The organism is Chitinophaga silvatica (genome assembly GCF_003419895.1).
GTDB lineage: Bacteria > Bacteroidota > Bacteroidia > Chitinophagales > Chitinophagaceae > Chitinophaga > Chitinophaga silvatica.
Map to the genome: position 1 here is coordinate 249,346 of NZ_QPMM01000004.1, position 13,068 is coordinate 262,413.

11 protein-coding genes are annotated in these 13,068 nt (G+C 39.5%); 3 read left to right on the forward strand and 8 right to left on the reverse strand.

Annotation, left to right across the window (positions count from 1 at the left end):
- Positions 1-86 precede the first annotated feature (86 nt).
- From DVR12_RS10450 to DVR12_RS10475, 6 genes are all read right to left on the reverse strand, one after another.
- Positions 87-482, reverse strand: a complete 396-nt coding sequence (locus DVR12_RS10450) for a lysozyme inhibitor LprI family protein (protein ID WP_116975619.1) — start codon at positions 480-482, stop codon at positions 87-89.
- Between the two features lie 62 nt (positions 483-544).
- Positions 545-943, reverse strand: a complete 399-nt coding sequence (locus DVR12_RS10455; RefSeq protein WP_116975620.1) for a lysozyme inhibitor LprI family protein — start codon at positions 941-943, stop codon at positions 545-547.
- Positions 944-1,165: 222 nt separating this feature from the next.
- Positions 1,166-2,446: a M16 family metallopeptidase gene (locus DVR12_RS10460; protein WP_116975621.1), complete on the reverse strand. Its 1,281-nt coding sequence runs from the start codon at positions 2,444-2,446 to the stop codon at positions 1,166-1,168.
- Between the two features lie 37 nt (positions 2,447-2,483).
- Positions 2,484-3,722 (reverse strand): M16 family metallopeptidase, encoded by a 1,239-nt coding sequence (locus tag DVR12_RS10465; RefSeq protein ID WP_116975622.1) that lies wholly within the window; start codon positions 3,720-3,722, stop codon positions 2,484-2,486.
- A 56-nt stretch (positions 3,723-3,778) separates the two neighbouring features.
- A complete protein-coding gene (locus DVR12_RS10470; protein ID WP_116975623.1) occupies positions 3,779-4,681 on the reverse strand; it encodes an aspartyl protease family protein in 903 nt (300 codons plus the stop codon).
- A gap of 14 nt (positions 4,682-4,695) precedes the next feature.
- Positions 4,696-5,925 (reverse strand): retropepsin-like aspartic protease, encoded by a 1,230-nt coding sequence (locus DVR12_RS10475; RefSeq protein WP_116975624.1) that lies wholly within the window; start codon positions 5,923-5,925, stop codon positions 4,696-4,698.
- Between the two features lie 138 nt (positions 5,926-6,063).
- On the opposite strand from DVR12_RS10475, the gene mqnC reads away from it, so the two are divergent.
- From mqnC to DVR12_RS10490, 3 genes are all read left to right on the forward strand, one after another.
- Entirely contained in the window at positions 6,064-7,188 is a 1,125-nt protein-coding gene (mqnC, locus tag DVR12_RS10480; RefSeq protein WP_116975625.1) for a cyclic dehypoxanthinyl futalosine synthase, read from the forward strand.
- A gap of 148 nt (positions 7,189-7,336) precedes the next feature.
- Complete coding sequence (locus DVR12_RS10485) at positions 7,337-7,954, forward strand: hypothetical protein (RefSeq protein ID WP_116975626.1); 618 nt, start codon at positions 7,337-7,339, stop codon at positions 7,952-7,954.
- Between the two features lie 117 nt (positions 7,955-8,071).
- A complete protein-coding gene (locus DVR12_RS10490) occupies positions 8,072-8,614 on the forward strand; it encodes a GNAT family N-acetyltransferase (RefSeq protein WP_116975627.1) in 543 nt (180 codons plus the stop codon).
- Here DVR12_RS10490 and DVR12_RS10495 read toward each other — a convergent pair.
- Both DVR12_RS10495 and DVR12_RS10505 read right to left on the reverse strand, forming a co-directional pair.
- The gene (locus DVR12_RS10495) at positions 8,611-9,513 is read right to left on the reverse strand and encodes a hydroxypyruvate isomerase family protein (RefSeq protein ID WP_116975628.1); all 903 of its coding nucleotides are present in this window, start codon (positions 9,511-9,513) and stop codon (positions 8,611-8,613) included. The genes DVR12_RS10490 and DVR12_RS10495 overlap by 4 nt on opposite strands.
- A 688-nt stretch (positions 9,514-10,201) precedes the next feature.
- Positions 10,202-13,054, reverse strand: a complete 2,853-nt coding sequence (locus DVR12_RS10505) for a TonB-dependent receptor (RefSeq protein ID WP_116975629.1) — start codon at positions 13,052-13,054, stop codon at positions 10,202-10,204.
- Positions 13,055-13,068: the final 14 nt, after the last annotated feature.

Below are 13,068 nucleotides of genomic sequence, written 5' to 3' on the forward strand. Positions count from 1 at the left end.
GCAGCTCTTAAAGATATTCGCTTCGATCCTTATATATCTTAATATTAATCTTTGCTTCTTTGCGAGAAACCAGCGAGCAACGCGAGCTATAACAACGCCGTTAGTCGTTGCTTGATATATGCAGCTTTGTTATCAGTAGAAATCATATCGTCGTCTAACCCCTCCATTGTGCGCTTGTGCATTTTTTCTACTCGTTCGTCAATTTTTTTGAAATATTCTTCCTTCTTTTCTTCCCAGACAACCTGTTCCTGTTGTAATTGTTGCTGACGATCTTTGTCGAGACTGGAATAAAGTTGTTTAAGTGTATTATTAAGCAGGCTATCTAACTGTCTGTAATAATTAACAGCACAATCGTACATACGTTGACTACTGCCAAGGCATTGTTGGTAATTGCTTTCCAATGAATCTAATGCAGCCTGCGAGGTTTGGGAATAGGCATTAGAGCATAGAAAGACCAATAGGATCAGGATTAGGTTTCGCATAGGTCACGGGTCTGTAAAGCGCAAATATACGAAAATTATATAATTAGTATTTCCGCTAATACTTAGTGATCCTCTTTATCACCAATAGAACCCTGGCAAGCATCCGGTTTCATTACGTTTAGCCATGTACGTAAGGTGGCAGATCTTTGCTCTGTCAGCTCTTTCAAAAAGTTGGCTTCACACATAGGATATATGCTGCCATAGCTTTTGGCATCATTCGGATACCTGGCTTTTAGTTCAGCATCTCTGAACAACACCCAGGATCTTTGTGCATCTTTCATACGCTGAATGAATGTTTTATTACGTGCATATTCCTTTAAAACCAGTTGATAAATCTCGTTAAGCTCTTTATCAGCTTCTTTATACTCTTTCTTTGCTCTATTATTTAGCTCGCTCTGTGACTGTGAATAAACAGCAATACTTCCGTATAGGAAGAGTACCAGCAAAAGAATTTGTTTCATGTAGATTGGATTTTAGATAAATGCATAGGTTGAAGTAGTACAGGTGTAAAAGATACTTCGTTTTTCGAAGAGACGATAGGAATGCTACTAAAATATTATCAAAAGGAATTTGAATATGCTTAGTGCTCCCTGTTTTAAATACCAATTACTGCTGCAAAAAGTAAGAGGGGCTGTCTCTACAACATAGAAACAGCCCCTCTTAAGGGTAATAGAAGTTAGATTTTAGATTACCACCAGTTCATAGAAATCGCCTGGTGTAAAGTATTGTTTGGCTAATTGCTGAAGTTCTTCGACTGTTATATTCTTAATTGTTTGGACATTGTTATTGAAGTAACTTTCATCCAAATCGTTCAGAATCAAGTTCTTCCAACGCTGTATAACCTGAAATGCACCGTCCAGATCCCCGAGCATTGAACCTATCATATAATTCTTAACCAGGTCGAGCTCCTCCTGTGGAACAGGTTCGTCCTGTAATTGTTTCAGTTCTTTATAAATCTCTTCTATAGTAGCCTCACAAACATCTCTACCAGCTTCGGTTTGGATGTTTATAGCACTGGTTTGTCTGAAATTATAAAGCTGAGAATAAATACCGTAGGTATAGCCTTTATCCTCTCTGATGTTGCTCATCAGACGGGAACCGAAATATCCACCTAAAATAGTATTTAATACAAGCATTTTAGGGAAGTCGGGATGATAACGGTTAGGGAAATGGCGGGCCACTCTAACAGCACCCTGTACCCCATTTTCGTCATTGAATACCCTGAATTTCTTTTCTTCAGCTGGCTGAATTGGTAGATCCAGTTTGATGAGATGCGAGGCATCGTTCCACAATACAGAACCAAAGTATTTATTCAACAATGTGATTGTGTTTTCGGGTAAATGCCCTGCAACAAAGATCTTACAGTTGTTGTATGTGTAGTGCTTTTTATAAAAGGCTTGCAGTCCTTCAGTTTGCAGCGCATCATAAGCCATCATGGTGCTAACGCGCCCATAGGGGTGAAAGTCTCCAAACAGATACTTATCTATGAACCGGTTGGCAACAAAGTCGCATTTCTGAAGGTTCACAGCCAGTTTCTGCTTCATATTCTGCTGGTAAATATGCAGCTCTTCTTCCGGGAAAATTGGGTCCTGAATTACTTCCTGTAATGTTGGTAATAATACTTCCAGGTGTTTCGACAGGCAGTGGAGTGTATACGTAGCATTTTCATGATAGGCATTTCTATTAAGGTAAGCACCATAATAGTCGACATTCTCATTAATTTGCTTGGCTGTTGATCCACTGGTGCCGGTTTTCATCAGGAAGTTGGTAGCAGCGGCTTCCAGTACTTCACTTTCGTACCAGCTACCGGCAGGAAAAACCAATTCGAGTTGTAAAGTATCCTGTTCATCAGATTTCATTACATAAACAGGAATACCATTATCCAGGGTATACTTTTCGTAAGGTCTTAATTTTATTTCGAATTCCACCGCATCTTTAATCGGAGGAGGAGTTGTTCTGTTCATGGTGCTCAATTTAAACCATCCTGGCTATAGCCATTCATTAATTGGCTGCGTAATAGTAAATCGTGTTGGAGTTTTTTTCATCAAAAAGCAGATTAGCTTCCCGATGTATATCTTCAACTGTTACTTTTTCATAGTTTTCAAATTCCCTATTCATTAAGGAAGCATCGCCCAGCAGCTCATAAAAGGCCAGGTTATTGGCTCTGCTAAGAAGGCTCATGTCTTCAAAGGCCAACATACTTTCTACACGGTTTTTAACTTTCTGAAGTTCTCTTTCAGAGATAATTTCCTGTTGAAGTTTTTCGATTTCTTCCTGGATGGCATTTTCAGCATCCTTCATTTTAACTCCTTTTACCAGTTTACCTTCAATAGTTAGTAATCCGGCATCCAGAGAGCCAAAGTGGTAACATTCTATATTGGAGAAAAGTTGTTTTTCTTTTACCAGTACCTGATGCAGACGGGAAGAAGCACCACCGCCAAGAATATCAGAAATAAGATCTGCGGCGTAATACCTGGGATCTGTGCGAGAATACATATGGTAGCATTTGTACAGTGCATCCAGTGGTACATTGGATTTTACTTCCATTTTATGAGCCTCGGTTTGAGGAGGCTCTACAGGTAACTGGCGGTTATACTTGTCGCCAGACTGAATATCTCCAAACCACTTCTCTGCCAGGGCTTTAACCTGTTCTACTGTTACTTTACCGGCAACAGACAGGATTGCATTTACCGGACGGTAATGTTTAAAGAAGAAGGCTTTAACGTCTTCCAGTTTGGCTTCTTCAATATGGGAAAGTTCCTTTCCGATAGTCATCCACCGATAAGGGTGTGTAGAGTACGCCAGATTACGCATCTTATGCCAGATATCACCATATGGTTTATTGATATAGTGTTCTTTAAACTCCTCAGACACTACTTTACGCTGAACATCCAGGCTTTTTTCAGTAAAGGCGAGGGAAAGCATTCTATCACTTTCGAGCCAGAATCCTGTTTCAATATTTTCAGCAGGAAGTTGAATATAGTAGTTGGTAAGGTCGCTGGTTGTATATGCGTTATTTTCTCCACCTGCCATTTGAAGAGGTTCGTCATAGACAGGTATATTTACAGACCCACCGAACATCAGGTGCTCAAATAAATGCGCAAAACCTGTTTTTTCAGGGCTTTCATCTCTTGCTCCAACATCATACAGCACATTGACAACAGCCATTGGCGTGGTATGGTCTTCATGAACGATTACTCTCAATCCGTTCGCCAGTGTGAATTTATTAAAATGAATCATATCCGTTTATTACTCAATATACTATAAAAATAGGGCGAAAATTACGAAAGAAAGTATTATTCCAGATATAGCTCCTGTTTGTCGTAGTTGATAGTCAGGGTAAATTGTTTCCAGATATCATAGCCGATAGAGCCTGCAATTTCCGTGAAAACGCCCAGGTCATCGATGTCTTTACAATAACTTACAGGAACTTGTTTAATACTGTGACCGCCTAATTCAAGAGAAGGAATAGTGCTGTTAATGTAGTAAAGAGTCTTGACTACATCTCGTACGGGATCAGTGTTTATGGTAGGTAAAATGGTATTAAGTTTATTCTTATCTACGTATGGCCAGTTGAAAAGTACTCCGTAATCTCCGCCTGTGGTGATATGGTAATGCCCGGGTAAGCGACGGCCATCCGATAATTGTATAGAAGCATCGATAACCGGAGTGGTATAGTTTAGTTGGAAATGCAACAGCCGACCAGTGTTACCAATTGGTGTTTTACCTGATTTATAGAGTACCAGCTCCTGTTTGCGATAGTCGATTTTAACAATATATGGTTTTAATAGTGCTATACCAATGATGCCATCGATAGCACCTAAATTGCTTAGATTTTCAAGATATGCTTTTACATAGGGCATTCTTACCTCTCTGATATACAATGCATTAATGCTTACACTGCTTGTTTTTACCATCAGGTTGTTGATTCCCGACATGAATACCTCGCCAGAGCCTTTTAGCTTTAGTTTGTTGGCTGTGGCAAAGTTTAGTACGGTAACTTCTGCCCCTGTATCAAATATAAAATGGAGGGTATCTGTACTTCCGGAAGCCAGCACAGGAATAACAACTTGTTTATCAATTAATTGAAAAGGGATAATAGCTATTGGTTTTTCAATATCTGATCCGTTATTGCGTTGCGCCTGTACGGGAACATTTACATAAAAAAACAAAATAGCGATCCATAAAAAGCGCCACATGACACAAATAACGGTCAAAGTATGCTTTTTATTGGTAGTTTTTTTATCAGTAATTCATTATCCCTTGAAATCAGGCAAATGGCTTTTGTGCCGATATTTTTAAGAAGATCTCTGAAGAGCTGAAGATTATTACCCAGATTATTGTTAATAGCTATAATAATATCTCCGCTTTTAAATCCTGCTTTTTCGGCCGGCGAACCTTTAATGATATCAGTTACTTCTACTTTTCCATTGATCAGATAAATGATAAGCCCCGTATAGGAATAATCGAACATATCCCGATAGTGTGTATTGGGCATCAGATAGATTTCTTTTTTAGAATAATTAAGTGTGATATTGAAACGCCTTAGCAAATCATTACCAATCATTCCTCCAAGAAATGGATAGGCAGTTACATTACTTTTATCGTCGAAAATATAGGTAGGAACGTTGCGGAAGCTAAAATTTCCCACTTTAAATTCTGTTATCGTAGTTAAAGACATGCTCATTTTTCCACCCAAGCCCTGGGCTTCAGTTTGAATAATCTTCTTCGATCTTCGTTTTTTCTTTTCCTGCAAAACACTGCTATCATTAACAAACTGACTGGAAAGCAAAAGGCACATACCAGCACCGGTATCGAAGTAGTACCGGTTATTGATAGTACGGTACGAATTTCGCAAGGGAGCAGAAATCAAAGGTATTTGAGTTAGTGATGGTTTTAATAGCTGCCCGCCTTTCGGATAATTGAAGTTGCCTTTTGGATAGATGATAATCTCTTCAGTATCATAATCTACAGTAATAATATACCTGCTTAATAAGCTAAATCCAATTATACCGTCTACCTGGATTCCATAAACCTGACTAATTAATTCATAATCATTTATATGGAAGTCGAGACTATCTACCCTCAAACCTGGTAAGTGTAAGGTATGGTGATGGGTATAAGATACGGGTTTGGAGCTTGCAAGGCCTTTAATGATTCTGTCGGAAGGTTTAATTGTTAGCCCTAAGCGAAGAGCAGTGGTGGTATCGAGAGAAATACCTGCACTGCCGGTATCCAGAATAAACTGTAACGTATCCGGATATTGGTCGAGTACGGCCTGAATAATTACAACCCCTCCATAGTATTGTTTGAAATGAAAACGGGTTATAGGAGTAGTTACAGTAGAATCATTTTCTAGAGCTGTAGTAGTTGCTTTCGCGCTGGTAGGTAAGCAGGCGATGGAAAAAAGCAACAGTATATTGAATATTAGTGCTTTGAACATAAAAATTGGGGACACAGGTACTTGATATATTATAAATTTAACATAAAAAGCTAATGGTTAATAAATATTTTTCTTCGGGGTGGATATAAACTGAAATACTACCTTTGTTGAAGTTATTCAGAAATAGAAAAACAGGTAATGGAACTTAAGGAATTATATAAAAAGGCTCAGAATTTCGAGTTTCTGACAGCAGAAGAAGGTGTTTATTTATTTGAAAATGCACCTTTAACAGAACTGATGGAAATAGCCAACGAGTTGCGTAAGCAACAGGTACCTCATGGTAAGGTTACCTGGCAGATAGACAGGAATGTGAATACGACCAACGTATGTACGGCCAACTGCAAATTCTGTAACTTCTATCGTATTCCAGGTCATGCCGAAGCCTACATCACTCCTATTGATGAATACAAGCGTAAAATTGAAGAAACGCTGAAATATGGCGGTGATCAATTATTACTGCAGGGAGGACATCACCCTGAGCTTGGGCTTAGTTTCTATGTAGATCTCTTTAAACAATTAAAGCAATTATATCCAACCTTACGTTTGCATACTTTAGGCCCCCCTGAAGTAGCGCATATTACTAAGCTGGAAAAAAGTACACATATCGAAGTACTTAAGGCCCTGAAAGAAGCTGGTATGGATAGTTTGCCGGGTGCTGGGGCTGAAATACTCAACGACAGGGTAAGACGCCTGATCTCTAAAGGTAAATGTGGCGCCCAGGAGTGGTTGGATGTAATGAGAGCTGCTCACAAACTTAATATTGCATCTTCTGCAACCATGATGTTTGGCCATGTTGAAACTGTTTTAGAACGTTTCGAACACCTGGTAGATATCAGACAGGTTCAAAGCGAGAAACCAGAAGGACATTACGGTTTTACAGCATTTATTCCGTGGACTTTCCAGGATGTGGATACACTGCTTGCCAAAATTCGTGGTGTGCACAATATGACCACAGCTGAAGAATACATCAGGATGATTGCACTTAGCCGTATTATGTTGCCTAATGTTAAAAACATTCAGGCATCCTGGTTAACCGTTGGTAAGGAAGTAGCACAACTGTGTTTGCATGCCGGAGCAAACGACTTTGGTTCCATCATGATTGAGGAAAATGTGGTAAGTGCTGCCGGAGCTCCACACCGTTTTACTTACCGTACTATGCAGGAAGCAATCAAGGAAGCAGGATTTGAACCACAGCTACGTACACAACTATATGAATTCAGAGAATTGCCTGAATTTATTGAAGAACAAGTGATTACTTATTAAAGGTATTATAAATAGCTAGAAGGTGCTGATATTCAACTATCAGCACCTTTTTTTATGGGATTAAAAAACTGTTAAAACTATCTTGTGTCTGTTACAATTGGCCTCTTTTTACGTCTAACTAGTACAAACAAATTAAAGGAGGGTGTATATGAAAAAGATTGGTTTAATCATGGCCGGATTAGTAGTCGTTGCCATGGCAGCATGTACAAGCACCAAAGTAACGTCTTCATGGCGTGCGAATAATGCCCAGCAGCTGCAGAAAGATAATAAGATTATGGTGTTGGCATTGGTACCTCAAAAAGATCGTACGCTTCGCAGCCAAATGGAAAATTATACAGTAATTGAATTGCGTAAAAAGGGCTACAATGCAGTATCGGCGTTACAAACTTATGGCCCGCAGGAGTTGGGGAAATTAACTGAGAAACAGGTAGTACAACAATTACAGGGTAGTGACGTAAATCAGGTTATGACCATTGTGATGCTCGACAGAGGTAGAGAAAGAAACTACGTTCCTAGCTATGGTCCTTACGGGTATGGTTTCTGGCCATATTATTCTATGTATTATTCCAGAATGTATGCTCCCGGTTACTACACCTATAATACCAAGTATCAGTGGGAAGGTAACCTTTACGACCTGAGATCCGGTCAGTTATTGTATTCTGTTCAATCCAAATCTTTTGATCCACCTACTACAGAAAGAATGGCTGTATTATACGGACATCAGGTAGTAAAGGATATGGCGAAACAGCAATTGATAAATCAATAGGCAGCATTATCGTTATTCAGCTAAAAAGGCATCGTTTCACAACGATGCCTTTTTAGTTAAAGGTTTGTTTTTAATTGATTTAGGTGTAAGTTTAATTTTCCCTTTACCAATTCAGATATGCTTGAAATAACTGTCAATGAAACTATAGTGCTGAAGCAATTGCAGGAACAGGATGCTCCGTTGGTTTACCAACAAATTGATGCTTCCAGGAAAAACCTGCGCAAATTTTTACCCTGGGTAGATTATAATACTAATGTTGAGCATTCTTTACGTTTCATTCAGATGATGGAACGAAAAGCTGATGACCAGGATGCCATTGCGTTTGGAATTTGGGCTGATCAGGTGTTTGTTGGAGTGATTGACCTGCATTGTTGGGATCATGCGCTAAATAAGGCAGAAATTGGATATTGGCTGGGAACTGCCTATCAGGGAAAGGGTATAGTAACAGCAGCTACAAAAGCACTTATTACCTTTGCATTTAAGCAATTACGTCTAAATAAAATTGAAATAAGATTTGTTCTCCAAAATCAAAAAAGTGGGCAAATCCCAATAAAACTGGGATTTGCCAAAGAAGGTATATTAAGGCATAGCGCCAAACTACATGGGCAGTTTACCGACATGGTAGTTATGGGTATATTGAAGTCGGACTGGCAGTATTAAGCGATATCGCAAATGTTCACTGCTTGTTGTAAAGCTGTTAACTGACCTTTAGCGTCTTTTGAAGTAGGTACAAACTCCTGTGCCACATATCCTTTAAAACCTGTTTCAACGATAGCTTTCATGATGGCAGGATAATTTAATTCCTGGCTGTCGTTGATCTCATGGCGTCCTGGTACTCCACCGGTATGATAGTGAGCAAAATATTCGTGATAATCGCGGATGTGATGAATAATGTCACCATCCATGATTTGCATATGGTAAATATCGTAAAGGAGTTTGAAGTTGGAAGATCCTATACTTTTACAGAGTTCTACCCCCCAGGAAGTATGATCACACTGATAATCGTGGTGATCTACGCGGCTATTTAGCAATTCCATTACCAGGGTTACTTTTTTCTTTTCTGCATAGCCAATAATTTGCTGAATTCCTTTTGTGCAGTTCTTTATGCCTTGCATATCGTCTAATCCGTTTCTGTTACCAGAAAAACAGATCAGATTGGTAAAGCCGGCTTTGGCGGTTTCATCAATTGCTTGTTTAAAATAATCCTCCAATTTATCATGATTGGCCGGATTATTAAATCCGTTAGTAATACCGAACTCCTTGCCATTGCTCGCTACCATAGCACAATGCAGGTTATATTTCTTAAGTATATCAAAGTCTTTTGGCGATACCAGGTCAATTGACGTGATACCTATTTTTTTAGAGGCAATACATAGCTCCTCTAATGGCATATTGTAGCACCAGGCACATACGGAGTGATTGATTTTTCCTTTTAGCCCCTCGCCTGTGGCAAGGTCGTGGGCAGCAATTCTTTCAGAAAGAGAAGATAACGCGGTGGTTGCCAGAGCCGCAGAAGCTACTTTTTTAATCATATCGCGTCTGGAATTTTCCTGGTTCATAAATAATCGATGTTAGGTTTTGGTATTAACGGTTGTCAAGATACCCTAAATAATATATAGATACAAGTAAGACAGGTAAAAATACGGTTTCTGAAATTCAGTAGAACTATGCCTGCGTAATCGGCGTTATATTCTTAAATTTGGTAAGTAATTTGTTTAAAGATAAGAAAAGAGGAGATGGAAATGGATAAGAAATATACCCCTGCCCTCTGGGTTTGTATTTTAATGGACCTAATAGGATGCGCAAGTTATGCTATACCAGTTTTAGGCGAAGTAGGAGATGTTGTTTGGGCCCCGATTTCTGCATTTATTTTTTACCGAATGTTTGGCGGTCCGTTGGGCGCCTTCGGTAGTTTTTTCAATTTTATTGAAGAACTGTTTCCCGGAACAGATTTCATACCCACTTTCACTCTTGCGTGGATATTAAAACGAGTTATGGCTAGTCGCCGTGCTATGAGCTTTTCGAGGAAGGCGCTTTAGCTCGCGTTGCGAGCTGGTGTTTCTCGCAGAGAAGCAAAGATTAATATTAAGAAATATAAGGATCGAAGCGAATGTCTTTAAGAACTGCTGAACGGTTTCTCTTAGTGTTGAAACCTATTGGAAGTCCTTATAAACATTCGCTTCGATCCTTATATTTCTTAATATTAATCTTTGCTTCTCTGCGAGAAACCAGCGAGCCTGCGAGAAATTAGAACCGTCTCATTCCTCCACCTCCGCCTCCGCGACCGCCCGGGCCACCGCCTGGTCCGAAGTTCATTCTTCCTTCTCTGCCACCTCTTGGAGTTGGGGCAGCAAATTTATTCAGGAAGTAGGTGAAGCTAATCATAAAATACTGCTGCAACACATTGTTCTGAGTATCTATGATATAGTTATCTGCAACGGTTCTGTTAACACTGATATACTGCCGGAGCAAATCAAATCCCTGCACTTTCACCAAAGCATTCTTCTTCTTATTCAGGTATTTGGAAATATTGGCATTCCACATTGTAGAAGTAAGATTGTAACCGGCAGTACGACCTCTGCTCATGGTGCAGTTGATATCTGTACCAACCATAAAATTTAATGGCAGGTTGAAGTTGACATCTGCAGTCAGGCTGTAATCGAAATAGTTGGTCAATCCTATTCCTGTTGAAATAGTGTTATTACTTCTGCTATACGAGAAATTACCTCCTACTCCTGCATCGAATAGCTCTTTGTAGAAGTAACTAACGTTGGCAGATTGATTAAATGAAAAGCTATTTGTATAGTTGATCTTTCCATTATTGGCATTAACATCGCGGTTAAATGAGATGGAAGTACTGGTATTTAAATTCTGCCCTGGTGTTTTGCTGAGCGGGAATGAATTATGCAACATTCCATTCAAATTAAAGTAGCCGTTAACGTTAATTGGTTTAACTGTTTGCTTACCACTTTTAGGGTCGAGCGTTACAGAGTTTACAATTTTGTTGGTACCAAATCCGCCATTCAGAGATGTCATCATACTTCTGAAAGTAATCATATCTACATAATGATATCTGAGACTGATCTGGTTATTGTAAGATGGCTTCAGATCCGGGTTTCCGAGCTGTACATATAACGGATTGCTATTGTCGGGAACCGGTGCTAATTGCTGAACGGTAGGCTGACTAGTTTGTCCGTTATAGTTAAGACTTAGTCGTTTGTTTTTTGTGAACGCATAGTTGAAGTTTGCCTGTGGTGCATAGTTCAAGCTATTCTGGGTAATGGTTGTATCTCTTTTTGTAAGGAATGAGTGAGTAACATTATCCAGTGTATTATTAATGATATTTAAGCCTAAGGAATAATCATATTTCAATTTCACCTGACGGAATGAAATACCTCCACGCTGGTTGAGCGTTTTGTTAGTGAAAACATTACTGAGTGAGTCATTGAATTTATCATATTCGCCTTTGCTGCCGTCGTAATCGTAGGTCGACTTATTATTTTGATTCTGATAAGCAGTAAGGCCATAGTTAAACTCCAGGTAATTATCTCTTCCTAACGGTTCGGAATAGGTAAGATTGGCGCCCAGATTTTTGTTTTGGCTATTGATTTTATTACGTTGATTAAAAGAACTACTGCTGTCTGGATTAAAGAAGAAGTAAGTAGAACGATTGAAGTTCTCCTGGTCGCTTTCACTGCTGTTGAAGTTCAGGCCCAGGCTCATCGACCTTCCACGTTTGTTGAAACGTTTTCTCAGCAATAATCTTCCGCCGTAGTTAGTAGTAGTTCCGCTACCATAGTTAGAACTAACCCCTTTGTTCAGCGTATCACCTAAACTATTATAAGAAATGTTGTTGGTGACACTATTACTGTTTGCAGTTGTATAGCTAACAGAAGGTTCAAAAACCAGGGAGTGCATAGAATCGATGTTATACTCAACACGTGCACCGAACCTATGATTGGCATTATCGCTTATAGACGCACCGTTATTTAAATTATAGATAACAGTATCACCATTAAATGTTTGTTTGCGACTGTTGCTTTCTGTATTGGTTTTGGTGTCGTTGAAGAAGTAGTTCCCGGAGTAGGTAATTTTATCTTTGTATGAATCAGAGAAGTTCACACCGGTATTCCAGTTCCGGGTGATACCAGAACCGCCGCTACCGCCGAGGTTCGTCATCATACCTCTGTTACCTCTCATACCACCGCCGCCACCGGCACTGGAGAAGGCCATCTGGTCTTGCATGGTATAACCTAAGTTGTTCACATTATTACCGCCGCCCAGTAAGGAGAGTTGTTTGGTATTATTGAAGACGTTGAAGCTCAGGTTAGCAGCAAATCTATCGTTGGTTCCATAGCCGGCGGTAGCTCTGCCAAATATTCCTCGCTTTTTATCTTTCTTAATAGTGATGTTGATAGCTTTTTCGGTTTGCCCGTCGTCTATCCCTGTAAACTGTGCCTGGTCTGATTTTCGATCGATGACTTGTACTTTGTCGATAATGTTTGCTGGAAGGTTTTTGGTGGCAAGTTTAGGGTCTCCGCTAAAGAAAGGTTTACCATCTACAAGTACTTTGGTAACTGTTTCGCCATGAGCGGTGATGGCACCATCTTTATCAACGGTAACGCCGGGTAATTTTTTTAACAGGTCTTCAACTACAGCGTTTTCTCTTGTTTTAAATGCATCGGCATTAAATTCGACAGTATCTTTTTTAATAACAACCGGTGGTTTTTCATCAAGAATCTCCACGGTGTTTAACAATACTCCTTTGGTTTCCATTGCAAGGTTTCCCAAAGCAATTTCTTTATGCTCGGCATTTACCTGTAATGGTTTGTTGATAGATTTATAACCGAGGAAGCTGACGAACAGGCGATAATCACCGAATGGGATTCCTGATAATTCAAAATTTCCTTTAGTATCAGTAAGAGTTGTTTGAGCTACAGTACTGTCTTTGCCGTTTAGCAGTACAACTGTAGCTGCAGGCATAGCTTCTTTAGTGGTTTGATCTGTCAGTTGGCCTTTAATCTTTCCTTGTTGGTTTTGAGCCTGAGCATGCAGAATGCTCAAACCCAATACCAGCAAGATTTGTATAAGTTTCTTCATAAACGATAATCACT

Bases quoted from the DNA above. Each gene is read 5' to 3' on its own strand.
- DVR12_RS10475 (WP_116975624.1), bottom strand. From the start codon at position 5,925: ATGTTCAAAGCACTAATATTCAATATACTGTTGCTTTTTTCCATCGCC.
- DVR12_RS10455 (WP_116975620.1), bottom strand. From the start codon at position 943: ATGAAACAAATTCTTTTGCTGGTACTCTTCCTATACGGAAGTATTGCT.
- DVR12_RS10450 (WP_116975619.1), bottom strand. From the start codon at position 482: ATGCGAAACCTAATCCTGATCCTATTGGTCTTTCTATGCTCTAATGCC.
- DVR12_RS10495 (WP_116975628.1), bottom strand. From the start codon at position 9,513: ATGAACCAGGAAAATTCCAGACGCGATATGATTAAAAAAGTAGCTTCT.
- DVR12_RS10465 (WP_116975622.1), bottom strand. From the start codon at position 3,722: ATGATTCATTTTAATAAATTCACACTGGCGAACGGATTGAGAGTAATC.
- DVR12_RS10470 (WP_116975623.1), bottom strand. From the start codon at position 4,681: ATGTGGCGCTTTTTATGGATCGCTATTTTGTTTTTTTATGTAAATGTT.
- DVR12_RS10460 (WP_116975621.1), bottom strand. From the start codon at position 2,446: ATGAACAGAACAACTCCTCCTCCGATTAAAGATGCGGTGGAATTCGAA.
- DVR12_RS10505 (WP_116975629.1), bottom strand. From the start codon at position 13,054: ATGAAGAAACTTATACAAATCTTGCTGGTATTGGGTTTGAGCATTCTG.
- DVR12_RS10485 (WP_116975626.1), top strand. From the start codon at position 7,337: ATGAAAAAGATTGGTTTAATCATGGCCGGATTAGTAGTCGTTGCCATG.
- mqnC (WP_116975625.1), top strand. From the start codon at position 6,064: ATGGAACTTAAGGAATTATATAAAAAGGCTCAGAATTTCGAGTTTCTG.
- DVR12_RS10490 (WP_116975627.1), top strand. From the start codon at position 8,072: ATGCTTGAAATAACTGTCAATGAAACTATAGTGCTGAAGCAATTGCAG.